Source organism: Dactylosporangium sp. NPDC048998 (genome assembly GCF_043197855.1).
In the GTDB taxonomy this organism is placed as follows: domain Bacteria; phylum Actinomycetota; class Actinomycetes; order Mycobacteriales; family Micromonosporaceae; genus Dactylosporangium.
In genome coordinates this window covers 58,732-84,414 of sequence record NZ_JBICTV010000017.1, presented here as the reverse complement: position 1 = coordinate 84,414, position 25,683 = coordinate 58,732, and the positions used below count along the sequence as shown (strand labels likewise).

Here is a 25,683-nt window from a genome sequence, read left to right as displayed (position 1 = left end):
CCGTCGCACGCTCCCGGTGACGGAACGGCAACCGCGACCGCCAAGGAGTCACGATGCACCCCACCACCGCCCCGCATCCCGTCCCGGTCCGTCCGGGCACGGCCGCGCAGGCGCACGAACTCGTCAAGATCTACGGCCGGGGCGACACCGCCGTCCGGGCGCTCGACGGCGCGAGCGTGTCGATCCCCGCCGGTACCTTCACCGCCGTCATGGGCCCGTCCGGCTCCGGCAAGTCGACGCTGATGCACGCCCTCGCCGGGCTCGACACCGTCGACGCGGGCCGGGTGCTGCTCGGCGGCACCGACCTGACCGCGCTCGACGAGCGGCGCCGCACGCTGCTGCGCCGCGAACGCCTCGGCTTCGTCTTCCAGAGCTTCAACCTGGTGCCGGCGCTGACCGCGGCGGAGAACATCCGCCTTCCGCTCACCCTCGCTGGCCGCAGCCCGGACCCGGCCTGGCTCGACCTGCTGGTGGAGACGCTCGGGCTGGCCGGCCGGCTGCACCACCGCCCGGCCGAGCTGTCCGGCGGCCAGCAGCAGCGGGTCGCGGTGGCCCGCGCCCTCATCGCCCGGCCGGAGATCGTCTTCGCCGACGAGCCGACCGGCAACCTCGACTCGCGCAGCGGCGAGGCGCTGCTGGACTTCCTGCGCGACGCCGCCCACCGCCTCGGCCAGACGATCGTGATGGTCACCCACGACCCGCGCGCCGCCGCGTACGCCGATCGTGTCGTCTTCCTCGCCGACGGCCGGGTCGTCGCCGAGCTCGACGACCCGACCGCCGCCACGGTCCTGACCCAGATGGCGCGCCTCGACGCGCCCGCGTCCCCCGCCGCGACGTCCGGAACGGGGCGGTGATCGCGATGTGGCGCCTGACCTTCCGCAACACCGTCGCCCGGCCCGCCCGTCTCGCGCTGACCCTGCTCGCCGTGGCGCTCGGGATCACCTTCGTCACCGGCAGCCTGATCCTCACCGACACGTCATCGAGGCTGCTGGACGACCAGTTCCGCACCGCCGCGGCGGGCACCGACCTCACCGTGCGCCGGGCCACCGCGTTCGACGACGCGATGGGCGTCGAGGTGGAGCGCGACCCGCTGCCGGCCGGCACCGTCGACCGCGTCCGCGCGGTGCCGGGCGTCGCCGACGCCCAGCCGGCCGTCCGCGGCCAGGGGCTGCTCACCGCCGGCGGGCGGGCGATCGTACCCTCGGGGCCGTCGCTGCTGCTGTCGTGGACGTCCGCGCCGTTCAACGCCTTCACCGTGCGCGACGGCCGGCCGCCGGCCGCCGACGGTGAGGTGGCCGTCGACGCGGCGACCGCGCGCGAGCACCACATCGGGCTCGGCGACGTCGTCACCGTGCAGGCGACGGAGTCCGCCACGCTGCGGGTCGTCGGCCTGGCCTGGTTCGGCGACACCCCCGGCCTGCCCGGCAGCACCGTCGCGCTGGTCGCGCTGCCCACCGCGCAGCGGCTGCTGCACCTGGGCACCGGCGTGTCCCAGGTCGCCGTCTCCGTAGCCGACGGCACGAGCGCCCAGCAGGTGCGCCAGCGCCTCGCCACCGAGCTCGGCGCGGAGCACGAGATCGTCGCCAGCCAGGACGTGGCGGCGGCCGGCGCGGCCGCGGCCAAGAGCCAGGTCGGCTTCCTGCGGGTGATGCTGCTCGCGCTGGCCGCGGCGGCGCTGCTCGTCGGCGCGTTCCTCATCGCCAACACCTTCTCCGTCGTGACCAGCCAGCGCACCCGCGAGCTCGCCGTGCTGCGGGCGACCGGCGCCACCGGCCGGCAGATCCTCGCCTCGGTCCTCGGCGAGGCGGTCCTGGTCGGCGTCGCCGCGTCGGCGGCCGGCATCGGGCTCGGCGTCGCGGCCGCGGCCGGGCTGCGCAGCCTCGCCAGCCGGTTCGGCGTCGCGCTGCCCGGCGGCGGGCTCGTCCTGCTGCCCCGCACGGTGCTCGTCGCGGCCGTCATCGGCGTGCTGGTCACCCTGGTCGCCGCGACGGCGCCGGCCCGGCGGGCGGCGCGGGTGGCCCCGGTCGAGGCGATGCGGCAGTCGTCGGCCCCGGTGGTGGCCGGCCGTGCCCGCACGATCGCCGGTTCGCTCGTCACCGTCGCCGGCGCCGCCGCCTTGGCCGCCGTGCTGGCCGGCGCGGGCTCGTTCGCGCTGCTCGGCCTCGGCGCGCTCGTCACCGTCGCCGGGCTGACGCTCATCGGCCCGGTGCTCGCCCCGGTCCTGACCCGGCTGGTCGGGCGCCCGCTCGACCTCGCCGGCGTCCCGGGCCGGCTGGCCCGCCAGGCCGCGACGCGGGCGCCCCGGCGCACCGCGGCGACCGCCATGGCCCTCGCGCTCGGCCTGGCGCTGATCAGCTTCATCACGGTGGTCGGCGCGTCGGTGAAGGACGGGCTGCGCCAGTCGTACGGCGAGACCGTCACCGCCGACTACGTCATCGAGAGCGGCCGCAACGAGATGCTCGGTGGGCTGCCGCACACCGTGCACCACCACGTCGAGGCCCTGCCGGAGGTGTCGGTGGTGTCGCGGCTGCGGTACGGGCACTGGAAGGACGGTGCGATGACGGGCGCGCTGACCGCGGTCGACCCCGCGACGCTGCCGCGGGTCACGTCCCTGCACATGGTCGCCGGCCGCCTCGACGCGCTGACGGACGGCGGGGTCGTCCTGGCCGAGCGCGTGGCCCGGGAGCGGCACCTCGCCGTCGGCGACGAGCTGCCGATGACGTTCGCCCGTACCGGTGCCCAGCGCCTGCCGATCGTCGGGCTGCTGCGCGACGGCGACGCGCAGGCACTGTCGACCGACTACCTCATCGGCCTGGACACCTACGCCCGGCACTACGCCGAGGACGTCGACGCGAGCGTCTTCGTCAGGATCGCGCCGGGCGTCGACCGGGCGGCCGCCAAGCGCGCCATCGAGGCGGCGCTGGCCGACTCGCCGACCGCGCAGGTGCGTGACCAGGCCGGTGCCGCCGCCGAGCGTACCCGCACCATCGACCAGGTCCTCGGCCTCACCACGGCGCTGCTGCTCTTCACCGTCGTGATGGCGCTGCTGGGCATCACCAACACCCTGGCCCTGTCCATCGTCGAACGCACCCGCGAGATCGGGCTGCTGCGGGCGGTGGGCATGACCCGCGCCCAGCTGCGGTGGATGGTGCGCGGCGAGGCGGTCCTGGTGGCGGCGCTGTCGGTGGTGATCGGCGTGGCGCTCGGCGTCGGTTTCGGCGCCGGCACGGTGAGGGCGCTGGGCGGGATCACGCCGCTCGCCGTGGTGGTCCCCGCCGGCCGGCTCGCGGTCGTCGTCGCGGTCGCCACGCTCGCCGGCCTCGTCGCCGGGCTGCTGCCCGCCCGGCGTGCCGCCCGGCTCGACGTGCTGGAGGCGATCAGCGCGGCGTGACGGTATCGGTGCGGTGGCGGCCGGGCAGGTCGAGCCGGCCCCCGGTCAGGTGGTGAGCACGATCTTGCCGCGGCGGGGGCCGGTCTCGAACGCTGTGTGGGCCGCCGGGGCGAGCGGCCGGCGCGCAGGGCGACGTCAACGGGTGAGACGCTCGCCGCGCGGACCCTGATCCGGACCTCGCCCGGGCCCGCGTGCGGCTCCGGGTGCCCGGCCAGGTGCAGCACCTCGGGAGCACCGAAACGGTCGAACTGTACCGCGAACATCGATCACACCTCCGGCGGGCTACGGTAGGCCTGGCTGGTGCGGTACCACCGGAAACGAGAGGCGAGCGGAAGACTTTGACTCGGAAATCCCGCACGGACGCGCGACACAACCGGGAGCTGCTCGACGCCGTGCTGGCCGAGCGCGTGGCGGCCTGCGAGGCCGACCTGCGCGCGGCCCTGACCGACCCCGACCCGTGGCGTGGGCTGTCGGCCACGGTCCGTCACTTCGCGGCCCGCCAGGTCGACGACCGCGGGCTGAACGAGGTGCTGCTGCCCCCCGGGACGGCGTTCGCCGAGCAGCGCCGGGCCCACGCCGGCGCCCTCGAACGCCTCGTGGACCGGGCCAGCCACGCGGGCGTCGCCCGGCCCGGCCTGTCGGTGCAGGACGTGCGGGCCGGGCTGACGGCCCTGGCCTCGCTGCGCGCGCTGCCGCCGGCCCGCGCGGCGGCGACGATCGGGCGGCTGACGGAGCTCCTGCTGGCCGGCATGGCGGGGCGCGCGGCGGTGGAGGCCCGATGATCGTCATCGACGCCGGGTCGGCGGTGCCGCCCTACGAGCAGCTGCGGGCGCACTTCGCGCGGCGGATTCAGGAGCGCAGCCTCGCCGTGGGCACGCGGCTGCCCACGATTCGCAGCCTGGCGGCCGAGCTCGGGCTGGCGGTCAACACGGTCGCCCGGGCGTACCGCGAGCTGGAGGACGCGGGGCTGATCGAGACCCACGGACGGGCGGGGTCATTCGTGTCGGCCGCCGGTGAGCAGGCGCGGGAGCGGGTCCGTCGGGCGGCGGCGGACTACGCGGCCGTCGCCGCCGCCGCAGGGGTCGAGCCGGCCGAGGCGATCCGGATCGTCGAGGCCGCGATGGGCGTCGCCCGGGGCTGAGGCGGCGACTCGCCCGGTCCGGCTCAGCGCGAAGCCGCACTGAGCCGGACCGGGCGCGGTGGCTACCCGGGGGTCAGGACGCGACCGCGATCGCCGGGAGCATGAGCTTCATCTGGGTCCCGGCGGCGTCCGGCTCGAGCGAGTTGAACATGAACGCGAGCAGGGCTTCGTTGCCGACCCAGGCGCAGATGGAGACCTGCTGGCCGGAGGCGTCGGTCTTCTGGCACTCGGCCTTGCCGCCCAGCTTCCCCGGGTCGATGTTCACCGGGTTGCCGCCGCTGCCGCCGAGCTCCTTCAACGCGCCCTTGAAGAACTCGTCGAGCTGCTTCTGCGGGCCGCCGATGCTGAAGATCGACCCGGTGCCGCCCCACACCACGGCGACCCGCGCGGGCTTGGCCGTGTCCTGGTACTGGGCGGCGAACGGGTTTTTGATGCCGGCGTCCGACATCTGCTGGCTCAGGGCCTTCGCCTGGTCCTGGTTGGCCTGCTTCTTCCAGGTGCTGATCGTCGCCGGGGCGGTGAGCTGCACCTTCGGGCCGGTCGGGGGCTTGGACGCGCCGGCGGAAGCGCCCGACGTCGGGCCGGTCGAGGCGCCCTGCGTCGGGCCGGTCGAGGCCGCGGCGTCGGGCTTGCCGTCGGAGGTGTAGACCCACGCCGCGATGCCGATGCCGCCGCACAGCACCAGGGCGAGCGCGCCGAACACCAGGCTCAGCACGAGGCCGGTGCGCTTCTTCGGCGGCTCGGGGGCGGCGCCGGACCAGGCCGGGTAGTCCGGCTGCGGCTGGCCGTAGCCGGACTGACCGTAACCGGGCTGGGGCTGACCGTAGGCGGGCTGGCCGTATCCGCCGCCGCCAGATGCCGGCATGGCCGACGTCGGCTGCGCGTAGTTCGGCTGGCCGTAGCCGGGGTCGTTGCCGTAGGACGGCTGGCCGTAACCCTGGTCGCCGCCGTAGCTCGGCTGACCGTAGGACGGCTGACCGTAGCCCGGGTCGTTGCCGTAGCTCGGCTGACCGTATCCGGGGTCGTTGCCGTATGAGGGCTGGCCGTAGGAGGGCGGCTGCTGTCCGTACGACGGCTGCTGTCCATATGGCGACGGCTGCTGGCCGTATGCGGGCGGCTGCTGGCCGTAGGGGTCGTGTGGGGGTTGTGGTGCGTACGGGTCAGACATGAAAGCTCCTCGGCACGCGGAAGACGCGGGGCAGCTTAGTCCCTTATCGCTCGGCGTGTTGTCCGGTTCTTGGCGATGCGCGTCACTCGCGTTTGCTCAGTTTCGCGCCGCGCCCGCCGATCGGCAATGGGTGTGGCGCGCGCCGGTCCGGCCCCTGATCCACGCGCGCGACCGGGTGGCCGCGACGCGCGCCGTGGCGTACTTCCTGATGGTCGGGTGGCGCTGACCGACCCGCTCACCGGCCTGCCGAACCGGCGCGCCTTCGACCTGGACCTGACCCGGGCGCTGGCCACCGGCGCGGAACGCTGCCTGCTCATCGTCGACGGCCTTCGCGTCCGCGCCCGCCCCCGTCGGCGCCGAGGCACTGCTGGCCGCGGCGGACCGGGCCCTGTACGACGCGAAGGTCCACGGCCGGGACCGCGTCGCCTCGATGCCGACGATGACGTTCACCGAGCGGGGGCGGTGACCGCCACGATGCGCCGGGCGGATCCGGTCGCCGGGTCCGCCCCGATCCGTTGCCGTATAGGGCGTCTGCTTACCCCGCTCGCTGATATTGTCACCCGATGTTGACGGGTACGGCCGACCCCGGCGACGCGACCGCACCTGCCACGGGCAGGATCGTCGCGCAGCGGCGCGGCGGCGATGCGCCGCAGACCAGCGAGGATTCCAACGGCGTCGCCGAGAACAGCGACACGGCCGCCGGGCAGCGGCCCGGCCGCCGTGCGGACCTGCTCGCGCTCGGCAGCTACCTGCTGGGGGCGCTGTTCGTCGTGTCGCCGCTGCTGGCCCACTACGGCCAACGGATGGCGATCCGGCCCGGCGACCGGGCCCTGTCGGAGCTCTTCCTCGGGTGGGCCGCGCGCGCCGTCACCCACGGCGAAAATCCGCTGTTCATCCCGCAGCTCAACGCGCCGTTCGGGGTCAACGGCATGAGCAACACCACGGTGCTGGCCCTGGGCATCCCCATGACGCCGATCACGCTGCTGTTCGGCTCGCAGGTCAGCTTCGACGTGCTGATCGTGCTGGGCCTCGCCGGCTCGGCCGCGGCGTGGTACTGGCTGCTGTCGAGGCACGTGGTCAGCAGCCGGACCGCGGCCTGGGTCGGCGGCCTGATCGGCGGGTTCGCCCCCGCCGTCGCCTCGCACGCGTCGTACCACCCGAACCTCGTCGCACAGTTCCTGGTACCGCTGCTGATCTGGCGATCCCTCAAGCTCCTGGAGCCGGGGCGCTCGGTGCGCAACGGCCTGCTGCTCGCGGCGCTCGTGGTGCTCCAGGTCTTCATCAACGAGGAGACGCTGTTCCTCGTCGCCCTGGTGATGGGGCTGTTCCTGCTGCTCCTGGCGGTGCAGCGGCGCGACCGGGTGCGCGCCGCGCTCCGGCCGCTGGCCGCCGGGCTCGGGGTCGCCGCGGGCGCGTCGATCGTCGTGCTGGCCTATCCGCTGTACTTCCAGTTCCTCGGCCCGGGCAGCTACCAGGGCGGCGAGCAGTACATGACCACGTTCCGCATGGACGTGCTCGGCCTGACCTCGTACGGCAGCAACAGCGTGGCCGAGCGCCTGCGCACGCTCGGGGCGCCCCCGCCACCGCTGGGCGCCGAGGAGCACGGGTACTTCGGCTGGGGCCTGTTCCTGCTGATCGTCGCGCTGGTCGTGTGGCAGTGGCACGACGTGCGGATCCGGTGCATGGCGCTCACCGGGGCGTGCTTCGCCGCGCTCGCCTGGGGCACGCCGCTGCAGTTCCAGGGCGAGGTCACCGGCATCCCCGGGCCGTACGCGCTGCTGCAGCACCTGCCGCTGTTCGACACGGTGCTGCCCACGCGCCTCGGCGAGGCCACCAACTGGGCGGTCGTGCCCATCGTCGCGCTCGGCCTGCAGCGGCTCATCGACCTGCGCGGCGTGCCGGCGCGCACCCGGCGGATGCTGCTGATCGGCGTGTTCGCCGCGGTCCTGGTGCCGGCGGCGCCGATGCCGATCAAGGTCGCCCTGCGCCCGCCGGTGCCGTCGTTCATCTCCTCCGGCGCGTGGCGCTCCTACGTCGGGCCGGGCCAGACGGTGGTGGTGGTCCCGCTGCCGCAGTGGGACTTCGAGACCGGCATGTTCTGGGCCGCGTCGACCAACGCCGAGCTGCCGCTGTCGCACGGGTACTTCCTCGGCCCGGCCGACGGCGTCAGGGGCCGCCACGCGTTCGTGGGCCCGGTGCCGCGCCCGACGGACAAGCTCTTCAGCGTCGCCATGTACAAGAGCACCGTGCCGTCGGTGACCGACGCCGACCGCGAGCAGGCGCGCACGGACGTGCAGTACTGGCACGCGGCCCTGGTCCTTGCCCCGGACGGCGCGCAGTGGGCCCCCACGCGCGAGACCTTGACCGCGCTGTTCGGCCCGGGGCGGCAGACGGGCGGCCTGTGGATGTGGGACGTGCGCAAGCTGTCCTGACCGCCCGCTGACGTCAGCCCATGACCCGGGCGCCGTAGGACGTCGCCACCGAGAGGAGGGCGCGGGCCGTTCTCGCGCGGCGCAGGTCCGCGGCGGTGAGGGCGCGCCAGTCGGTCGGCAGCCCGCGCAGCTGCGCGACCGTCATCGGCAGGGCGGCCAGGCTCAGCCTCGTCAGGTCGGCGGCGTGCGGGCGCGCCGCGGGCGCGGTCAGGCTGCGCACGAACCACATCCACCGCCAGACCCACTCCTCGCGCGACCAGGCGGCGGCGTCCGCGGCGCGGTCCAGCAGCCAGATCTCCAGGCCGGCCCACTCGGCGGCGCGCTGCCACTCCTGGAAGCGCAGCGTGGGCAGGGGGTGCAGCAGGGCGACCCACCAGCCGGCCGCCTCGGCGCTGTCCGGCACGCGGTCGGAGAGCCACTCGGCGCGCTCGGTCCTCGTGAGCGGGAGGAGGTACTGAAGGCTCTCGCACACCGCCCGCCAGCGGGCCTCCGGCAGGGCCGGTGACTCCGGGACCGGCCACACGGGGGCCGCTATCGCCACCGCCACCCCGTCCTCGGCGGTCAGGATCGAGCCGCTCAGCGGGGCCCGCAGCGTGGTGCCGGGGGCGCCGTGCCGCGACGGCGGGAGCTGGACCAGGGTCTGGCCCACCCGGCGCAGCTCCTCGTGCAGGTCGTCGAGGCGGACCCGGGCGGCCAGGCGGTCCGCGCGCACCACGAGGAAGCGGCCCTGCCACGGCTCGTCCGGGCCCAGGCGCTCGTAGTGGCACTCGACCGGGCCGAAGTCGCGGTACATGCCGTCGGCGGAGGCGTGCTCGCTGTACTCGTGGCCGAGGGCCGAGGCCAGGGCGTGCAGCGGCGCGTCGGCGTCCATGCCGTGCACCCGGGCGGTGGCCAGCGCCTCCACGCACAGCTCGAGCGGGTCGGGGGCGCTCACCGCGGCACCGGCCCGAGCGCGGCGCCGATCAGGGGGAAGGCCGCCGTGATGTCGCCGGCCACGGCGTCCGGCGGCGGTTGCGCGGGGTCCCAGGCGCGGCCGCGGCTGAGCCAGATCGTGCGCAGCCCGGCGGATCGGGCGCCCGCGATGTCTCGTACGGGGCAGTCGCCGACCATCCACGTCTCCCCGGTGAGCCGCTCGCCGCAGCGCTCGGCGGCCGTGGTGAACATGCGGAGGTCGGGCTTGTCCGCGCCGACCTCCTCGGAGACCGCGACCGCGTCCACGTGCGCGGCGAGGCCGGTGTGGCGCAGCTTGGCGTGCTGCTGCGCGGTCGCGCCGTTGGTGGCCACGGCCACCCGCCAGCCGGCCGAGCGCAGATCGTCGAGCAGGCCCGGCAGCCGCGGGTCGGGCTCGATGTTCGCCACCAGCTCCGCCCGCAGGGCCTCGACCGTCTTGTGGACGCCGTGACGCTCCCGGATCGCGGCCAGCAGCCGCGCGCGGGGGGTGTACCCGTCGCCGTCGGCCCGCTCCAGCCAGGCGGTCTCGGCCGGGGGCAGTCCGCGCTCGGCGACGTAGGCCGCCGCCCAGCGCCGGAACGCCGCCGCCCGGTCGATGAGCGTGTTGTCGAGATCGAAGATCGCCAGCGCCACGCCGCCGATCGTACGCACCCGTGCAAAGGTCCGCCCGGCTCTCGCGACTCCCGGCCAGCGGCGCTCTCACCTGCCACGTTGCGTCGAGCCTGCCAGGTTGCGCCGAGCCGCCCGTCGCGCCCGGCCGCCGCCGCACAAAGCGACATACCCGAAATTTCGGATATGTCCGTCACGGAGTGGCGGACATATCCGCAGCCGGGCCAGGGCAGGCGATGGTCAGGCGATGCGGAAGGTGTCGCCGTACACCTTCCAGGTCAGCGGGGTGTGCAGGTCGAGGTTGCCGTCCTTCAGGAACTGGCGCTGGGCGGTGTCGACGCGGCTGGTGTCGCTGTGCGCGGCCTCCGTGCGCATCGCGGCGACGCGGGCGTCCAGGAAGGCGTTGAGGTACGCGGTCTCGTCGCCGCCCTGGGCCGGGGGCTTCGCCCTCGCCAGCGCGGCCCCGCGGATGCCGCCGAAGCTGTCCGCGTCCGGGCCCGGGCCGTGCATGACCATCGCGTCGTAGTAGATGAACTGGCCCAGCGCGCCGAGGCCGTCGGCCTTGGCCTGGTTGACGGCGGGGTTGAAGTACACACGGTCCCGCTCGTCGTCCTGAGCCTTGGTGAACTGCGGGTCGGCGGCCGCGGCGCGCCAATCGGCGGTGAAGCCCGGGTCGAGGCCGGCGTGGGAGGCGGTGCCGTTGACGCGGCGCAGCGCCGGCAGGTAGTTCGCGAGCCGGTTGCCGGGGACGCGCTGCGTGTAGGCCTCGACGAGCTCGAGCATGTCGCCGGTGCCGGAGCAGAAGCCGATGATGCCGGCCGTGTACCCGCGGCCGTCGCCGATGTCCTCGATGTACTGGTACTGCGCCTTCCAGTCCAGCGAGGAGTTCTCCGCCGAGGACACCAACTGCATCGCGATGTCCTTCTTGCGCGGGTCGGTCAGGTCCGCCGACGCGGCCTCGGCCCGCACGGAAGCCGGCACCATGGCCGCCGCCGTGGCGGTCGGCGGCGGGGCGGTGCTCGACGGCGCGGGCTGCGACGCGCGCCCGGCTCGGCGGGTGCTCGGGGCGCCCCCCGAGCCGGAGCCGTACACCTCGAACTCGTACAACGAATACCCCCACTTCGTTCCGCGGCCGGTACCGTACAGGCGCACATAGCGCCCGGATCCGGACAGGCCGGTCTCCGCGCCGGCGTTCGCCCAGATGCCGAGCGGTACCGCGATGAGCGCCCCCGCGGCGGCGAACGCCACGGCGAGCCTGCGAGACAGGTGCATCGACCCTCCGGCTGGTGCGGTTCGGACAGTCCGATCCGACCACGTACCGGACGACGGCGGCAGCGAGGAAAGGTGGATTTCAGCATGGCCTCAGCCGCACGCGTCCCGTTCGGGTGACGTACCTAAGAAACGCGGCGGCCGAAGAGGTCCTGCAGCGCCGGGAGCAGATCGGGGTGTTCGAACTCGAAGCCCGCCTCCAGCAGGCGCCTCGGCACGCAGCGACGGCCGGTCAGGGCCAGGGCCGGGTCGGTGCGCAGCAGCATCGCGCCGAGGCGGACCAGCGGCGCCGGCGCGGGCGGGGCGGCCGGGCGGCGCAGCACGGTGCGCAGCGCGCGCATGAGGTCGGCGTTGCGCACCGGGTTCGGGGAGGTCACGTGGACCACGCCGTGCAGGTTGGCGTCGTCGATGCACCGGCGTACCGCGGCGAGCAGGTCCGCGACGTGGATCCAGCTGACCCACTGCCGCCCGCTGCCGACCCGGCCGCCCAGGCCCCACCGGACCAGGCCGGCCAGGCGGTTCAGGGCCGGGGTGTCGCGGTCCAGGACGATGCCCATCCGCAGTACGACCTGGCGGGTGTCCTCGATGATCGCGCGCTGGAACGTCGCCGCCTCCGTCAGCGACGCCGCGGCCTCCCAGGCGCGCGCCACGCCGGCCATCTGGGGCGGGCCCTCGGCCACCGGGGCGGATTCGTCGAGCTCGTCCTCGCCGGCGTCGCCGTAGATCGCCAGGGTGCTCGCCTGCAGCCAGACCGGCGGCGGCTCGGCGAGGACGGCGGCGGCCTCGACGAGGGCGAAGGTCGGGCGGACCCGGGACAGGCGCAGCAGGTCGACGTTGGCGGCCGTCGGGCGGCGGTCGACGAGCTCGCCGGCCAGGTTGATCACGGCGGCGCCGGCGAGCTCGGCGGCCCAGTCCTCCACCGTGATGCCGTCCCACAGGATCTGGCGGTACGGTAAGTCGTCGCGGACCCGCCGGGTCAGGATCACGATCTCGTCCCCGCGCGCGGCCAGGTCAGCCGCGATCCGGCGCCCCAGTGCCCCGGTGCCCCCGGCAAGCACGATCTTCACGCCGCTTTTCTACCAGTTCACCCCCTCCGGCGACACACGCGCGGGGGTTCGCGAGCCGGCCAAGTAGCCTTGGCGCGGTGAACAGCGAGCGCCGCCGGCAGATCGACGCCATCGTCCGGGGCGCGGTGGCGTACGAGGACGGGCTCGACGCGCTCGCCGTGGCGCCCGCCGCGGAGGTCGATCCGACCCTGTCCGCCGCCGTCGGGGACGCGTGCGAGCGGCTGTGGCGGGGCGGCTGGCAGCCGGCCGAGCTGCACCGGGCCGTGGTCCGCCGCGGCGGCACCGACCGGCCGGTGCTTGGCCAGGCCGTCGCCGACGCCGTCGCCGCACACCTGCGCGGCTTCCGCCGGCGGGACGTGGACGAGCGCTGGCTGGCGCAGGCGGACGAGCTCGGCGCGGCGGTGTGGTGGAGCGCCGACGCGACGTACGTGTCCGAGCTGGCCGCCCGCCGCCGGCTCGACCGGGTGTCGGCCCTCGACGACCTGCTGAGCCTGCTGGTCGTGCTGGCCGAGCTGCCGGCGATCGAGGTGCTGGTCCCGCCGCCGGGCACCGCCCGGCCCCGCAGTGCCTCCACCGCGGCGCGGGTCGACGAGCGGCTGCTCGACCGGGTGCGGGCGCTGCTGGCCAAGGCGGAGTCGACGGGGTACCCGGCCGAGGCCGAGACCTACACGGCGAAGGCGCAGGAACTCATCGCCCGGCACTCGATCGACGAGGCGCTGCTGGCCGGCGCGGGCGGCCCCGAGGCCGGCGTGGTCCCGTTCGCGCGGCGCATCGGCGTCGACCACCCGTACGAGAGCGAGAAGGCGTCGCTGCTCAGCGCCGTGGCGCAGGCGAACCGCTGCCACACGGTGTGGTCGCCGGACTACGGGTTCACGACGGTGTTCGGGTTCGACGCCGACATCGACGCGGTCGACCTGCTGTACACCTCCCTGCTGGTGCAGGCGGGCCGCGCGATGGCGCGCTCCGAGCCGCCGGGCGGCAAGGCCGGCCGGGCCCGGCTCAAGGCGTTCCGCCAGTCGTTCCTCGTCGCCTACGGGGTGCGCATCGGCGAGCGGCTGGCCCGCGCGGCCGAGGCCGCCCTGGAGGCCGCCGCCCCGGAGCCGGCGGACCTCCTGCCCGTGCTGCGCTCCCGGGACGAACAGGTCCGCGAGACCATGCTGCGGGTCTTTCCGCACACCGTGCGCGGCCGGGGCAGCCGGGTCGACAGCCGCGAGGGCTGGGAGTCCGGCCGGGAGGCGGCGGACCAGGCCACGCTCGGGTAGGCACGCACGGCGTAGAGCGGGCCGCGCACTCCGCCAACTGGTGTGCGCGGCCCGCCTCCCCCGCCCTCAGGGGGTCTACGGGGTCGTCGTCCACACGAAGGTGGCGCTCGCCCCGGTGCTCGCGGTGACGGTCACGGTGCTCGTGCCGGCCGCGGTGGCCGTGCCCGAGATGACGCCCGCCGAGCTGATCGACAGACCGGCGGGCAGGCCGGTCGCCGTGTACGTGGCGCCGGCCGCGCCGAAGGCCCACGAGACCGGCTTGCCGACCGGGCTGCTCATCCCGTACGGGTTGGGCAGCAGGTTCGACGGCACCGTCGCCGCGGTCACGGCCAGGTTCCCGGTCAGCGGCAGGTTTCGCGAGGAGTTGCCGATCGAGATCTGGTACGTGCCGGACGCGGTCGTCCACGCGTTGCTGGTGGTGTTCCAGTACGCCAGGTCCTGCTGGGTGACCGTGAACGTGACGGTCGTCGACGCGCCCGCGTTCAGCGTCACCCGCTGGAAGCCCTTCAGCGACCGCGGGGGCTCGCCGACGGCGGCCGGCGCCCCGACGTACAACTGGACCACCTCGGTGCCGGCCCGGCCGCCGGTGTTGGTGACGGTCGCGCTCACCGTGGCCCGGCCGTTGTTCAGCGCCCCGACCTGCAGGTTGGAGAAGCCGAACGTGGTGTACGACAGGCCGTAGCCGAACGGGAACAGCGGCGCGATGTTCTGGCTGTCGTACCAGCGGTAGCCGACCTTCAGGCCCTCGGAGTACTGCACCTGGTTGTTCGCCCCGGGCCACTGCGCCGCGGTGTTCGCCGGCACGTCGGCGAGGCTCTTCGGGAAGCTGACCGGCAGCTTGCCCGACGGGTTGGCATCGCCGAAGAGCAGCGCCGCCGTCGCCGTGCCGACCTGCTGGCCGGCGTAGAAGCCCTCGAAGACGCCCGCGACCTGGTCCAGCCACGGCATCGTGGTCGCCGAGTTGGTGTGCAGCACCACGATGGTCTTCGGGTTGGCCGCCGCGACCTGGCTGATGAGCTGGTTCTGGGTGCCCGGCAGGTCGATCGTGGTCTGGTCGGAGCCCTCGTTGCCGTAGTTGTTGCTGGCGAACACGATCGCCACGTCGGAGCTCTTGGCGAGGTTCACCGCGTTCGTCAGGTTGGTGCCGTCGTTGTACGTCACCGTCGTGCCCGTGCCCGAGACGCGGTTCTGGATGCCGGTCAGCGGCCAGACCGTGCCCGAGCTGGTGGCGGTGGCGCTGCCGCCGCCGACGCTCTGCACGCCCGCGCCGCCGTCGACGCCGAGCACGGCGATCGAGTGGGTGGTCGCGGTCGACAGCGGCAGGATCCCGTTGTTCTTCAGCAGGACCGTGCCCTCCTCGGCGCCGCGCCGTGCGACGTCGATGTGCGCGGCCGTGCTCACGCCGGCCGTCGGCGAGCCCGCCTTCGGCTTGTCGAACAGCCCGAACGCGAACATCGGCGTCAGCACGCGGGTCACCATCAGGTCCAGCTGCGCCGCGCTGACCTGGCCGTTGGCGACCGCCTGGCGCAGGAAGTCGGCGTAGAAGTACCCGCCGGGCATCTCCATCGTCATGCCGTTGTTCGCGGCCGGCACGGTCGAGTGCGCCGCGCCCCAGTCCGAGGTGACGAACCCGCCGAAGCCGGCCTGCTGGTACAGGGCGGTGTTGAGCAGGTACGGGTGGTCGCAGTCGTACGTGCCGTTGACCGTCGAGTACCCGCACATGATCGACGCCGTCGCGCCCTGCGTCACCGCCGCCTGGAAGCCCGGCAGGTAGATCTCCTGCAGGGTGCGGGTGTCGACGATGGCGTTGTCGGCCGGCCCGTTGCGGTTGGTCTCCTGGTTGTACACGGCGGCGTGCTTGGCCTGCGCCAGCACGCCCTGGCTCTGGATGCCGCGGATGTCGGCCACGGTCATCTGGCTCGTCAGGTACGGATCCTCGCTGAACGTCTCGAACGCCCGGCCCCAGCGCGGGTCCCGCACGATGTTCAGCGTCGGGCCGAGCGCCACGTTCGCGCCCTTGCCGGCGAACTCGGCGCCGATCGCCGCGCCGTACTGCTGCTCCAGCGCCGGGTCGAACGTCGCCGCCGACGTCACCGCGGACGGCATCTGGGTGACGCCGCCCATGCCGTCGCCGACGCCGCCGGGCCCGTCCTGGAAGCCCATGTCCGGAATGCACAGCGAGGGGATGCCGGTCAGATTCCCGATGTACGGCGACGAAGCCCCGTTGCCGTGCAGGATCGAGATCTTCTGGTCCGTCGTCATCCGGCTCAACAGCTGGCTGACCCGCGTCGCGATCGGCGCCGTCGACCCGACCCACGGGCACCCGGCCGGCGGCGACGTGGTGGGCGGGGCGGTCGTCGGCACCGTCCCGATCACGTGCACCTCGAACTCCCACAGCGAGTACCCGTACTGCGTCGCCCTCGCCGTGCCGTACATCCGCACGTACCGCGCGCTGCCGCTCACGTTGATCGTCTGGGTGCCGCCCGCGCCGCTCGTCGTCGAGTACGCGCTCGTCCAGTTCGTGCCGTCGGCCGACAGCTGGATCTGGAAGGCCGTCGCGTACGCCGTCTCCCACTGCAGCACCACCTGGCAGACCTGCGCGCTCGCGCCCAGGTCCACCTGGATCCACTGCGGGTCGGAGAACGCGCTCGACCACCGCGTGCCCGCGTTCCCGTCGACCGCGCTCGAGGCCGGCGTACCCGCGTTCTCGGTCGACGAGGCCGTCGCGGTGCGGTTCAGCGCGGCGTTCGCGGTGCCGCACGTGCCGGCCCCCGTGTCGCCGTACACCTGGAACTCCCACAGCGAGTACCCGTACTGGGTGGCCCTCGCGGTGCCGTACATGCGCACGTACCGGCCGGTCCCGCTCACGTTGAGCGTCTGGGTGCCACCGGTGCCGGTCGTGGTGCTGTAGATCGTGGTCCAGGCGGCCGCGTCCGCGGAGACCTGGATCTGGAAGGCGGTCGCGTACGCCGTCTCCCACTGCAGCACCACCTGGCTGATCGTGGCGCTGGCCCCCAGGTCCACCTGGATCCACTGCGGGTCGGAGAACGCGCTCGACCACCGCGTGCCCGCGTTCCCGTCGACCGCGCTCGAGGCCGGCGTACCGGCATTCTCGGTGGACGACGCGGTGGCCGGCTTGCCTTGCGACAGCAGTTGCGTCGCGGCGGAGGCGGTGATCGTGGTGACGACGAGATAGCTTGCGACGAGCGCGGCAACGGTGAGCGGCACCAGTTTCCTGATGCGGCCCCCGCGTTTCAGGACAGCGAGCATGAAGACCTCTTGGCGGAGAGGACAAGCACCCTTCGGGTGAGAGAGCGCTCTCTGCAGAGTTCCCCTGAGGGTGGCCAACTGTCAAGGGAGTGAACGGAATCTATTCGGAGAGCGCTCTCCGACCGCCATGCCTTTCGCGCGACTTCCGGCCTTGCCCACCGTGCAGATCTTCACGGATAAGTCCGGCGCTGGCGCGCCTGACTTATCCGACATTTCAAGCGCGAAAAGATCGAGCGAGCCGGACCCGAGGCCGCTGATTTCGAACCAGCCGGGGTCGAGACCGCCGGGGGCGGGTTTAGCGGAGCCGGGGCGGGTTGAGCGGAGCCAGGGGCGGGGAGGTTGGGCCTGGCGGTAAGGGGGCGCGCGGGGTCATCAGGCGGCGGCCCGACCGGGGGCGGCGGCGCAGTACGAGCAGGGCGGCCAGGGCGATCAGGGCGGCGCCGAGGACGGCGGCGGCCGTGGGCAGGTACGCCGGGATGCCCAGGTAGACGGTGATGCCCAGGATCCGAGACAAACCCCACGGCAGCAGCGCCATCTGATCGTTCCAGACGGTCAGCGCGCGCTCCAGGCCGACCGCGGCGACCAGGCCGCCCAGCAGGGCCAGCGGCACGCCGGTCGCGGCGAGCAGCACGGCCGCGGCGCGGCGGCGCGGAAGCGAGTAGCGGTCGCGCACGACCAGGGCCACGGCGGCGAAGAGCCAGGCGAAGGCGGCGAAGGCCACGCACACGTACGCCGAGCGCCGCACCGGGTCGGTCCAGAACGCGAACCAGTAGCCGCCGGGGCCGCGGCCGGCCAGGGCGCCGAGCAGGATCACGGTGCGCAGCATGGCGACGCCGCCGATCACGGCCCACAGGTGGAACGGATCGCGGCGGCCGGCGACCGCGCGTGCGGTGACGGCGAACAGCAGCCATCCGCCGAGGGCGACCACAAGGTGGGCGGGGGCGGCGAACCAGGTGTAGACGAGCCGGGACGCGACCAGGACCAGGGCGGGCACGGCGATCACGAGCACGCGGTCGAGGCGGCCGGGCAGCGGGGCGAGGTCGGCGAGGCGCCACGGGCGGGTCGCGCCGAGCCACAGCGCGCGCAGGCCGGTGGAGCGGCCGACGGCGCCGAGCAGCAGCAGGAAGACGGTCAGGCCGAGCAGGATGCGGGCGAGCAGGGCCATCGGCGGGTCGCGGTCCGCGCGGGCGGCGCCGAGGTCGGCGGCGGTGAAGTTGTACGCCGGCAGGTCCACGTCGCCGCGGTAGCGCGTGACGTGGTCGTCGCGGGCCTCCCGGTATCGCGCCTCCGCCTCCTGCCACGCCGCGCGCGCCGTCGGCGAGCCGGTGTCGAGCCACTGCGCGTGCCGCAGGACCATGGCGCGGTAGGCGCCGAGGGTGCGCAACAGATCGGTCTCGTACGCGAGCGTGTCCAGCAGCCGCGCCCGCAGCGTGGCGTCGCGCCAGTTCGCCGGGTCGGTGGCGGCGATCGTCTCCCGCATCGAGGCGGCGAGGGCCACGGCGCGGTCGCCCTCGGCGATCGCCTCCTCGAGCCGGTCGCGGCTGACCGCGTAGATGCTGTCGAGGGCGGCGGAGTCGCCGGTGACGATGTCCCACTCGAAGATCCACATCATCGGCGGCGGCTCGAGGCCGAGGGCGTTGACCTTCTCGTCCGCGTAGGGGCCCAGGTAGAGGCCCTTGGTGACCGCCTCCCGGGACATCGCCATCATCCGGCAGATCGCGGTGACGGTCGCCGGGTCGTCGGAGAACGTCTGGCGGGCCCAGTCGGCGGTGATCCGCGCCGGCGGGGTGGACGGCTCCCAGGCGAGCCGGGCGAGGGCGTAGGAGTTGAGGTCGTAGAGCTGCCAGAAGCCGGAGTGCAGCAGCAGCGTCATCGGGCCGGCGCGCAGCGGGCCGCCGTCCTGGGTCCAGGTCCACACGCCCTCGACGTGCGAGTTGGCGGCGAGGAAGCGCTGCAGGGCCTGCTGGTGCAGCCCGGTGAGGTCGTTGGGCAGCGAGCCGAACCCCTCGAACTCGCGCCGCGACTGGAACTCCACGATCCGCCGCTGCTCGCCGACCTCGAGCGTGGCGTTGAAGGGCAGGTGACTGTAGAAGTCGCCGCGGGAGTACTTCGTCGACACGATCAGGTGCGGGTCGTCGAGACCGCCGAGGACCTCCCGGTAGGCGTCGGGGTCGGTGTGCAGGTCACCGACCGCGCCGACGCCGACGGTCCAGGTGCGGAAGATGACGTCGCGGCCGGTCCCGCCGGCGGTCTGCAGCAGCGTGGTGAGCATCGCGCGCACGGCCGCCGGGGTGGTGACCGCGATGCGCGACGAGTAGTCCCAGCCGGCCTGCCGGTAGACGTCGCCGCCCTCGCCCACGCGGACCATCAGCCCGCTGACGAACGGCATGCGCTGGAACAGCTCGGCCAGCCCCTGGGCGTACACCTGCCAGAACTGCGGATCGGAGACCTTGAGACCGCCGAATCTCCGCTCGAGATACCGCTGCAGGGGCGGCGACAGCGAGAGCATGTCGGTCAGCAGGTAGACGCGCATGCCCATGTCGGCCGCATAGCCGAACACCGGGGCGAAGGCAGCGGTGAGGGCCTCGGCGCGGGCGATGTGCGAGTCGCCGGCCGGATAGATCGCGTGCCCGCCGCCGACGCCGGAGAACGTCACGTATTCCAGGAACCCCGGCAGCACGACGCCGTTGTACCCCTGCGCCAGGGCATGGTCGACGAACTGGTGGAACTGCCCGGAGATGCGCTCGACGGCGACCGGGTCGACCCACGGCGCCTCGGGCAGCAGCGCGCCGCCGACGACGTCGGTGTTGAGCGAGTAGTCGGTGCCGGCGGCGAACGCGGCCACGTCGGGCTCGCGGCCGACCGAGCCGGCGTCGGTGAGCCGCAGGCCGAGCCGGGGCGTGACGACCGTTTCGCGCAGTTCGTCGGGCAGCGGCGGCTCGCCGGAGCGGATGCGGTCGGCGAGCGCGTAGAGCCCGGAGGCGGCGCCCGCCTCGTCGCCGGCGGTGATCGCCAGGGGCTCGTCGAGGCGGTAGGAGCCGGCCGGGACGGACGGGTCGAGCCGGACCGTCAGGTCGGCCGGGCTCTCCGCCGAGACGGCGGGGCGGGGCAGCCCGCGCGCCACCACCGCCTCGGAGACCGCCGACGCGGCCAGCGCGAGACGGGGCGAGGAGGGCACCGCGATGGACCCCAGCGACACGGCCGCCGGCGGGGCGACGTCGGCGACCGAGGGCCGCTCCACCGGTATCGAAGCACGGGAGAACCGCAGGCCCAGCGCCCCGCCGACGGCCCAGGCCACCAGCCCGCCCAGCGCCAGCAGCACCACCAGGGTGGTGAGCGGGAGGCGGGCACGGCGTCGGGTCACGGGCGACATCGTAGGGCGGGGGTCCGACAATTCCGAGGGGCAATCACCCGGCGCCGAAGCAGACGAAACTGTCCGTGCTCGCACGGTCACGCGGATCGGCGGACGCCTGCGCGGCGGCGAGCGCCGCGGCCGGCCCGAGCCCGGTGGCGAGGTGGCCGTAGAAGGCGCGCATGAGGTGGCGGGTCACGCCGTCGTCGACCGGACCGGTCGAGGCGATCACGGTCGCGGTGCCCATGTTGAGCAGCGCCGCGACCAGGCCCATCAGCTCGTCGCCGGGGTGCACGGCGGCGAGCCCGGTGTCGCAGCCGGACAGCACCAGCAGGGCGGGCGGCCGGCGCAGCGCGGTCAGGTCGTACACCGTGAGCTGCCCGTCGGCGAGCAGCAGGAACGAGAAGAGCGGGTTGTCGACGCGGAACTCGCCGTGCGAGGCGATGTGCCCGATCGAGGCGCCGTCGAGCGCGGCCAGTGCGGGCGCCACCCGCGCCTGGTCGCCGGCGAGGACGACGGCGCCGGGCCGGTCGGCGGCGATCTCGCGGACCTCGTCGGCGGCCTGCTCGGCCGAGGGCGCCCCGACCAGCACGAGCTTGCCGTCCACAGTGGATGAAGTCACGCAACGCAGCCAGATCGTCGCCGAGGGTGCGACGGTCAGCGAGCGGCCGCGCAGTCGCGGTAGCATTCCCCACGGCAGCGCGTGGAGGGCGCCGGTCGGCACCAGGACCAGTGGCCCGTCGCCGAGGAGATCGGCGAGCGGGCCCAGCAGGAGCCGGTCGAGCACCTCGGCGCGCCGTTCGAGTCGCTCGCCGCCGGCGGCGTGCCCAAGCACCTGGTTGTGCAGGGCGAACCTCAGCGACTCCAGCTCAGCTCGCACCGCGTCGATTTCGCCAACGATGCGATGCGTGACCTTGCGCCCGCGCACGACCAGGGCATGCAGGCGCCCGTCGATGTCCAGCAGCTCGACGAGCACCCGCTCCCCCAGCGCCGTGGCGAGTGCGGGGATCGACAACTCAACAGCGTTGGGCGAGGAACCGGGCGCACGCCACGAGCGGCGGCGGATCTCGGCCTCCAGGACGCGCTGCCGGCGCAGCAGGCGGCTGGTGCGCTGCGGTCCGGTCGGCGCCGCGGCCAGCTCGCCGTTGATCCGCCGCAGCTCGGTCAGGTGCCGGCCCACGACCGGATCGGTCGACGGGTGGGTCGGCGGCAGCGACAGCGCCGCGGAGCGGCACCGCTGGGCCCAGGCCAGGGCGGAGGCGGGGCCGCCGTGGACGAGGGCGAGCCGCAGCCGCAGTCCGGCCAGGGCCGCCGTCTCCGCGCTGCCGCGCACGCGCAGCTCGGTGGCGCCGAGGCTGGCCCGGTAGGCGTCGGCCTGGCGCAGGCCGGACGTGGCCGCGCGCACCGACTCGGTGACGGCGCCGGCGGCGAGCTCCACCCGGGCCCGGATGTGCCACCAGCGCACCCGCAGCGTCGCCGGCCCGAGCTTGGCCGCCCCGCCCGCCTCGGTCAGCAGCTCCCGGGCGGTGTAGAGCTCGCCGAGGTCGACGGCCAGCTGCGCGGCGTCGAGCAGCGCGTCCCAGCCGGGCTGCAGCCAGCCGGCCTCGAGCAGGTGGGCGGCGACCGAGCGCAGCTCGCGCAGCGTGCCACGGTTGGCCTTGCGGAGCGCGACCACGGCGGCGATCTCGGCGACCCGGGCGCGGGCGCTCCACACGGTGCGCCCCTGCCGCTGGAAGACCCGCCGCGCGGCCGCCGCCGCCTCCTTCGACTGGTCCGCCTCGCCGGCGGCCAGGCCGTGCCGGGCGAGCATCAGGTGCGCCTGGCCGAGCACCGAGTCGAGGTGGCCGTCGGTGCAGGCGTCGATCGCGGCCCGGATCGCGGCGTGCGCCTCGGGCAGCAGCCGCACCGACAGCAGCAGGTCGGCCCGATCGAGCAGGCTGACCGCGTCGACCCCGGTGCTCCAGAGCCGGTCGTGGGCCCGGTCGTAGCGGGCGAGCGCGGTCGGCACGTCGCCCGCCTGCGCCGCGACGAAGCCCAGGTTGTGCTCGACCTGCGCCGCCGCGGTGGCCATGCCGAGCCGGTTGTAGAGCGCCTGCGCGGCGCGCAGGTCGTTCTCTGCCTGTTTGAGGTTTCCGCGGTACCCGTGCAGAACGCCCCGGTTGGTCAGTGTCCGGGCCTCCCAGACCTGATCGCCCGAGTTGCGGAAGGCGCGCAGTGCCCCGCGGTACAACTCCATCGCCTGATGGTCGAAACCGAGCCGGCGCAGGATGAGGGCCCGCTGCATCGTCGCGCGGACGCGCCGGTGCCCGTGTAGCTCCGCGACCGCGCGGTCGATCTCCTTGAGTGCCGCGCTCGGCCGCCCGAGATCGTCGAGGATCAGCGCATGGCTCATCCGAGCCTCGGCCTCGTGCACCCGCAGCCCGTGCCGGCGGGCCACGGTCATCGAGGCGCGCAGGTGTTCCGCCGCCCCGGCCGCATCGTGGCGGGCCCGGGCGACCAGGCCGAGCGCGCGCAGCGCCACCGCCTCGCGGCCCGGGTCGCCGTCGCGGCGCGCGTCGCGCAACGCCGCCTCGGCGAGATGCTTGGCCTTGCCGGGGTCGGCCATGACAATCGGTAGCAGCCGCTGCGCAAGATCTTCGTCGGCGGCGGGGAGCACGGACGCTGCCGTCATGGTTGCATCCTGCCAAAAGCTCGGATGTGTATCACGGGGTCGGGAACGCGACTCATGTCACCGGCCTCATTGTTGATCCGTTTTGGGGAGCAGTCATGTCCGTACCAAACGATCGTCTTCGGCGGTGGGAGCAGGCCCGCACCGCGCGCCTGTCCACATTGCCGTGGTTGCGTACCGAAGTACAGTCCGGCCGGCCGGTGCGGTTCGTCGCCGACGAGATCCTGGTCTCCGACCGCGGCGCCGGCATCGCGCACCGGACGCTCAGCGGCCTCGGCCACCGGGCGAGCGATATCACCGAGGACGAGCCGCACGCCGGCCTGCGCCGGTTCAAGGCCCGGGGCCTGGACGTCAGCGCCGCCGTACGCCAGCTGCGCAGCCAGCTGCCGGACGCGGTGGTCGGCCCCAACCACGTGTTCATGTCAACGCCGCACGAGCACGGCGGACCGTTCGGCCCGCCTGCCCCTTCCGACGCCCCGCCGGCCAAACTTGCCCCGTCGGCCACGGGCGCATCCTCCGTACGGGTGGTCGTCATGGACACCGGGGTGTGGACCAACAGCCCGCTGCCGGCCGACTGCTACACCGCGACCGCCGAGAATCTCGAGACCATCCTCGACGGCGACAACGACGGCGAGCTCGACTCGGACGTCGGCCACGCCAACTTCATCGCCGGCGTGGTCGTCCAGTCCACGGACGCCGCGCAGATCCGCATCGTCAAGATCCTGGACACGTTCGGCGTCTGCACGGAGGCCGACCTGGCCGCCGCGATCACGTCGCTCACCGACGTCGACGTGCTCAACCTGTCGCTGGGCGGCTTCTCCATCGGCGACCAGCCGCCCGCGATCCTCTCCGCGGCCCTGTCCGGGTTCCTCTCCAGCACCGGCCGCATCGTCGTTGCCGCCGCGGGCAACGACGGGGTCCAGGACCGCCCGTTCTGGCCGGCGGCGTTTTCATCCAGCGGTACCCCGTGGGCCCAGCAGGTCCTCGCGGTGGCCGCCCACGACGGCAACGACGTGTGCGCCTGGAGCAACCGGGGCCCGTGGGTGAGCCTGGTGGCCCCCGGCGAGGACATCGTCAGCACGTTCATCCACCACCCGAGCTTCGCGTCGGGTTGGGCGGCCTGGAGCGGGACGAGCTTCGCCACCCCGAAGGTGGTGGCGGCGCTGGTCGAGCGCGTGGCCGCGGCCGGTTCAGTGACGGCCGCGGCGGACCAGGTCCGCGCCGAGGCGGGCCAGCATCCGCTGGGCGGCTTCCCGTCCCTGCGCTGACCCGGTAACCCTGGGGCGCCGCGGAGGCCAATGCCAACCCGCGGCGCCCGGCGGCTCCTCGTCCACCCCTACCCCCGCCCACCGCCGGCGCCCCCTGTCCACGCCACCGCAATGACACCGCGCCCTGACACCCAGCTACAGAGCGAAGCCGGCATCGATGAGATTCGACTCGCCGGAGACCTATACGGCAGAGTGAACCGTCCGTTCGACCGACCGCCGGATCGGCCGCGGGCATGCTGGGATGTCTTTTTCATCGGCTATGGGCGGGGTCGGATCTTGAAGACGCTGGTGGACCGGTACCGGCTGGACTACGCGATCGGCGCGGGCGGCATGGGCATCGTGTGGCGAGCCCGCGATCTGCACCGGCAGCGGATGGTGGCGATCAAGGAGGTGCGCCTCCCCGAGGCGCTGGCCGAACCGGATCGCGCCGCCCTCGCCGACCGGGCGATCCGGGCGGCCGCCGGAGCGGCGCGGATCGAGCACCCCGGCGTCGTCACCGTGCACGAGGTCGTGGTCGACGACGGTCGCCCCTGGATCGTCATGGATCTCGTCGACGGCCGATCCCTTGACGAACGCGTTCGTGCCGACGGCCCACTCTCCCCCACCGAGGCCGCCGAGATCGGCCTGACCCTGCTCGACGCGCTGCGGGCCGCGCACGAGGCCGGGATCGTGCACGGCGACCTGAAGCCGGCCAACGTCCTGGTACGCCCCGAAGGCCCCGCCCTCCTCACGGATTTCGCCCTGGCCGCGACGCTCGGTGACGGCGTGCCGCTCGGCGACCCGGCCTACGTGGCCCCCGAGCGCCGCCGGTCCGGCGAGGGCGGCCCCGCCGCCGACCTGTTCTCCCTGGGCGCGACCCTGGCCTTCGCCACCACGGGCCGCGACCCGTCCAGCACGGAAAGCAACACCGCGCTGGACGCCGTCGTGAAGGCGCTCATGGCCGGGGATCCGCTGGCCAGGCCGTCGGTCGAGGCCGCCCGCGCCGCGCTGTCCGTGGCCGCCGGCCGAGATCCGGATCCGGTACCGCAAGAGCCACCCTCACCAACCCTCGCCCCCGAGGCAGGAACGACGAGCGCGAAAGAACCCGAGATTTCCGAAAAATCGGAAATGTCCGACCAGGGGCGCGCAACGACGACGAACAGCGAACGCCCAACGGCCGAATTCGCGGCGCCGGCGACGACCGTCGGCACGGCGACGCAAGCAACCACCGCGGCGAACCAGGCCCGGCCCGAACCAAGACCCGCAACGACGAAACGCAAGCAATCCCCCGAGCTGAAGGTCGCCGCCCTCGTCGGCATCGGCGTCCTGGCCTTCCTCATCGGCATCGGCACCCTCGGGCACGGCGGCAACGCCACACCACAGGCGGCCCAGGGCGCCACGACAGCATCCCCGAGCCCGGCCACCGCCCCGGATCAGCCGAGCCCGACCGCGGACCCGATGAGCCCGAGCGCCTCCCCGTCGGCCGGGATGGCGTCCGCGACCACGGCCCGGCCGACGAAGACGAAGACGACCACCGCGCCGCCGCGAGGCGCGATCCTCTCGGCGGAAATCGAGACCGACCCGGCGACCTACACCGGGCCCTGCACCCCCACCGACCTGGAGGTCGAGGTCACCCTGACCATCAGGACCAGCCAGCCGGGCACCAAGGTCACCTACACGGCGACCGGGCGCGGCACCCGCACCGCGACCGCGACCGACGGCACGTACACCACGACGTACCGTGTCCGGCTCGACAACACCCGCCAGAACACGTACACGTTCGCCCTGAACGTGACCAGCCCGAGCACCGCGAGCGCTGCGACGACGGTCACCGACGACTGCACCGGGCCCTAGAA

Annotated in this window: 17 protein-coding genes; 8 read left to right on the top strand and 9 right to left on the bottom strand. The window is 74.0% G+C overall.

Annotated features, from left to right (window positions below; all coding sequences use genetic code 11):
- The first annotated feature begins 53 nt into the window (after positions 1-53).
- From ACGFI8_RS30705 to ACGFI8_RS30690, 4 genes are all read left to right on the top strand, one after another.
- Positions 54-854: an ABC transporter ATP-binding protein gene (locus tag ACGFI8_RS30705; RefSeq protein WP_392810221.1), complete on the top strand. Its 801-nt coding sequence runs from the start codon at positions 54-56 to the stop codon at positions 852-854.
- Between the two features lie 5 nt (positions 855-859).
- Entirely contained in the window at positions 860-3,391 is a 2,532-nt protein-coding gene (locus tag ACGFI8_RS30700; RefSeq protein ID WP_392810220.1) for an FtsX-like permease family protein, read from the top strand.
- Between the two features lie 338 nt (positions 3,392-3,729).
- A complete protein-coding gene (locus tag ACGFI8_RS30695) occupies positions 3,730-4,173 on the top strand; it encodes a hypothetical protein (protein WP_392810218.1) in 444 nt (147 codons plus the stop codon).
- Positions 4,170-4,532, top strand: a complete 363-nt coding sequence (locus ACGFI8_RS30690; RefSeq protein ID WP_392810217.1) for a GntR family transcriptional regulator — start codon at positions 4,170-4,172, stop codon at positions 4,530-4,532. The genes ACGFI8_RS30695 and ACGFI8_RS30690 overlap by 4 nt, the downstream gene beginning before the upstream one ends.
- 73 nt (positions 4,533-4,605) lie before the next feature.
- On the opposite strand, the gene ACGFI8_RS30685 is transcribed toward ACGFI8_RS30690, so the two are convergent.
- Positions 4,606-5,700, bottom strand: a complete 1,095-nt coding sequence (locus ACGFI8_RS30685) for a hypothetical protein (protein WP_392810216.1) — start codon at positions 5,698-5,700, stop codon at positions 4,606-4,608.
- A gap of 96 nt (positions 5,701-5,796) precedes the next feature.
- Positions 5,797-6,150 carry a hypothetical protein gene (locus tag ACGFI8_RS30680; protein WP_392810214.1) on the bottom strand — a complete coding sequence of 118 codons (354 nt, stop codon included), beginning with the start codon at positions 6,148-6,150 and terminating at the stop codon, positions 5,797-5,799.
- Positions 6,151-6,263: 113 nt separating this feature from the next.
- Here ACGFI8_RS30680 and ACGFI8_RS30675 point away from each other — a divergent pair, with 113 nt between their 5' ends.
- Positions 6,264-8,132 carry a hypothetical protein gene (locus ACGFI8_RS30675; RefSeq protein ID WP_392810213.1) on the top strand — a complete coding sequence of 623 codons (1,869 nt, stop codon included), beginning with the start codon at positions 6,264-6,266 and terminating at the stop codon, positions 8,130-8,132.
- 13 nt (positions 8,133-8,145) lie between these two features.
- Here ACGFI8_RS30675 and ACGFI8_RS30670 read toward each other — a convergent pair whose 3' ends face one another.
- The 4 genes from ACGFI8_RS30670 to ACGFI8_RS30655 form a co-directional block, all read right to left on the bottom strand.
- Positions 8,146-9,066, bottom strand: a complete 921-nt coding sequence (locus ACGFI8_RS30670; protein WP_392810211.1) for a hypothetical protein — start codon at positions 9,064-9,066, stop codon at positions 8,146-8,148.
- Positions 9,063-9,734 carry an HAD family hydrolase gene (locus ACGFI8_RS30665; protein ID WP_392810210.1) on the bottom strand — a complete coding sequence of 224 codons (672 nt, stop codon included), beginning with the start codon at positions 9,732-9,734 and terminating at the stop codon, positions 9,063-9,065. The genes ACGFI8_RS30670 and ACGFI8_RS30665 overlap by 4 nt, the downstream gene beginning before the upstream one ends.
- Positions 9,735-9,932: 198 nt before the next feature.
- The gene (locus tag ACGFI8_RS30660; RefSeq protein ID WP_392810209.1) at positions 9,933-10,964 is read right to left on the bottom strand and encodes a chitosanase; all 1,032 of its coding nucleotides are present in this window, start codon (positions 10,962-10,964) and stop codon (positions 9,933-9,935) included.
- Positions 10,965-11,086: 122 nt separating this feature from the next.
- Positions 11,087-12,028 carry a TIGR01777 family oxidoreductase gene (locus tag ACGFI8_RS30655; RefSeq protein WP_392810208.1) on the bottom strand — a complete coding sequence of 314 codons (942 nt, stop codon included), beginning with the start codon at positions 12,026-12,028 and terminating at the stop codon, positions 11,087-11,089.
- A 77-nt stretch (positions 12,029-12,105) separates the two neighbouring features.
- Between ACGFI8_RS30655 and ACGFI8_RS30650 the strand changes: the two genes are divergently transcribed.
- A complete protein-coding gene (locus ACGFI8_RS30650; protein ID WP_392810206.1) occupies positions 12,106-13,290 on the top strand; it encodes a DUF2786 domain-containing protein in 1,185 nt (394 codons plus the stop codon).
- A gap of 75 nt (positions 13,291-13,365) precedes the next feature.
- On the opposite strand, the gene ACGFI8_RS30645 is transcribed toward ACGFI8_RS30650, so the two are convergent.
- From ACGFI8_RS30645 to ACGFI8_RS30635, 3 genes are all read right to left on the bottom strand, one after another.
- Positions 13,366-16,560 carry a discoidin domain-containing protein gene (locus tag ACGFI8_RS30645; RefSeq protein WP_392810205.1) on the bottom strand — a complete coding sequence of 1,065 codons (3,195 nt, stop codon included), beginning with the start codon at positions 16,558-16,560 and terminating at the stop codon, positions 13,366-13,368.
- Positions 16,561-16,855: 295 nt separating this feature from the next.
- A complete protein-coding gene (locus ACGFI8_RS30640; RefSeq protein ID WP_392810203.1) occupies positions 16,856-19,924 on the bottom strand; it encodes a hypothetical protein in 3,069 nt (1,022 codons plus the stop codon).
- A 43-nt stretch (positions 19,925-19,967) separates the two neighbouring features.
- Complete coding sequence (locus ACGFI8_RS30635; protein WP_392810202.1) at positions 19,968-22,583, bottom strand: CHAT domain-containing protein; 2,616 nt, start codon at positions 22,581-22,583, stop codon at positions 19,968-19,970.
- 167 nt (positions 22,584-22,750) lie between these two features.
- Here ACGFI8_RS30635 and ACGFI8_RS30630 point away from each other — a divergent pair, with 167 nt between their 5' ends.
- Positions 22,751-23,848, top strand: a complete 1,098-nt coding sequence (locus ACGFI8_RS30630; RefSeq protein ID WP_392810200.1) for a S8 family serine peptidase — start codon at positions 22,751-22,753, stop codon at positions 23,846-23,848.
- A gap of 276 nt (positions 23,849-24,124) precedes the next feature.
- On the top strand, positions 24,125-25,681 hold the full coding sequence (locus ACGFI8_RS30625) for a protein kinase (protein ID WP_392810199.1): 1,557 nt from the start codon (positions 24,125-24,127) through the stop codon (positions 25,679-25,681).
- Positions 25,682-25,683: the final 2 nt, after the last annotated feature.

What these genes read in the sequence shown, in the direction of transcription:
- ACGFI8_RS30705 (WP_392810221.1), top strand. Translation starts at nt 54, where the DNA reads ATGCACCCCACCACCGCCCCGCATCCCGTCCCGGTCCGTCCGGGCACG.
- ACGFI8_RS30700 (WP_392810220.1), top strand. Translation starts at nt 860, where the DNA reads ATGTGGCGCCTGACCTTCCGCAACACCGTCGCCCGGCCCGCCCGTCTC.
- ACGFI8_RS30690 (WP_392810217.1), top strand. Translation starts at nt 4,170, where the DNA reads ATGATCGTCATCGACGCCGGGTCGGCGGTGCCGCCCTACGAGCAGCTG.
- ACGFI8_RS30685 (WP_392810216.1), bottom strand. Translation starts at nt 5,700, where the DNA reads ATGTCTGACCCGTACGCACCACAACCCCCACACGACCCCTACGGCCAG.
- ACGFI8_RS30675 (WP_392810213.1), top strand. Translation starts at nt 6,264, where the DNA reads ATGTTGACGGGTACGGCCGACCCCGGCGACGCGACCGCACCTGCCACG.
- ACGFI8_RS30660 (WP_392810209.1), bottom strand. Translation starts at nt 10,964, where the DNA reads ATGCACCTGTCTCGCAGGCTCGCCGTGGCGTTCGCCGCCGCGGGGGCG.
- ACGFI8_RS30645 (WP_392810205.1), bottom strand. Translation starts at nt 16,560, where the DNA reads ATGCTCGCTGTCCTGAAACGCGGGGGCCGCATCAGGAAACTGGTGCCG.
- ACGFI8_RS30635 (WP_392810202.1), bottom strand. Translation starts at nt 22,583, where the DNA reads ATGACGGCAGCGTCCGTGCTCCCCGCCGCCGACGAAGATCTTGCGCAG.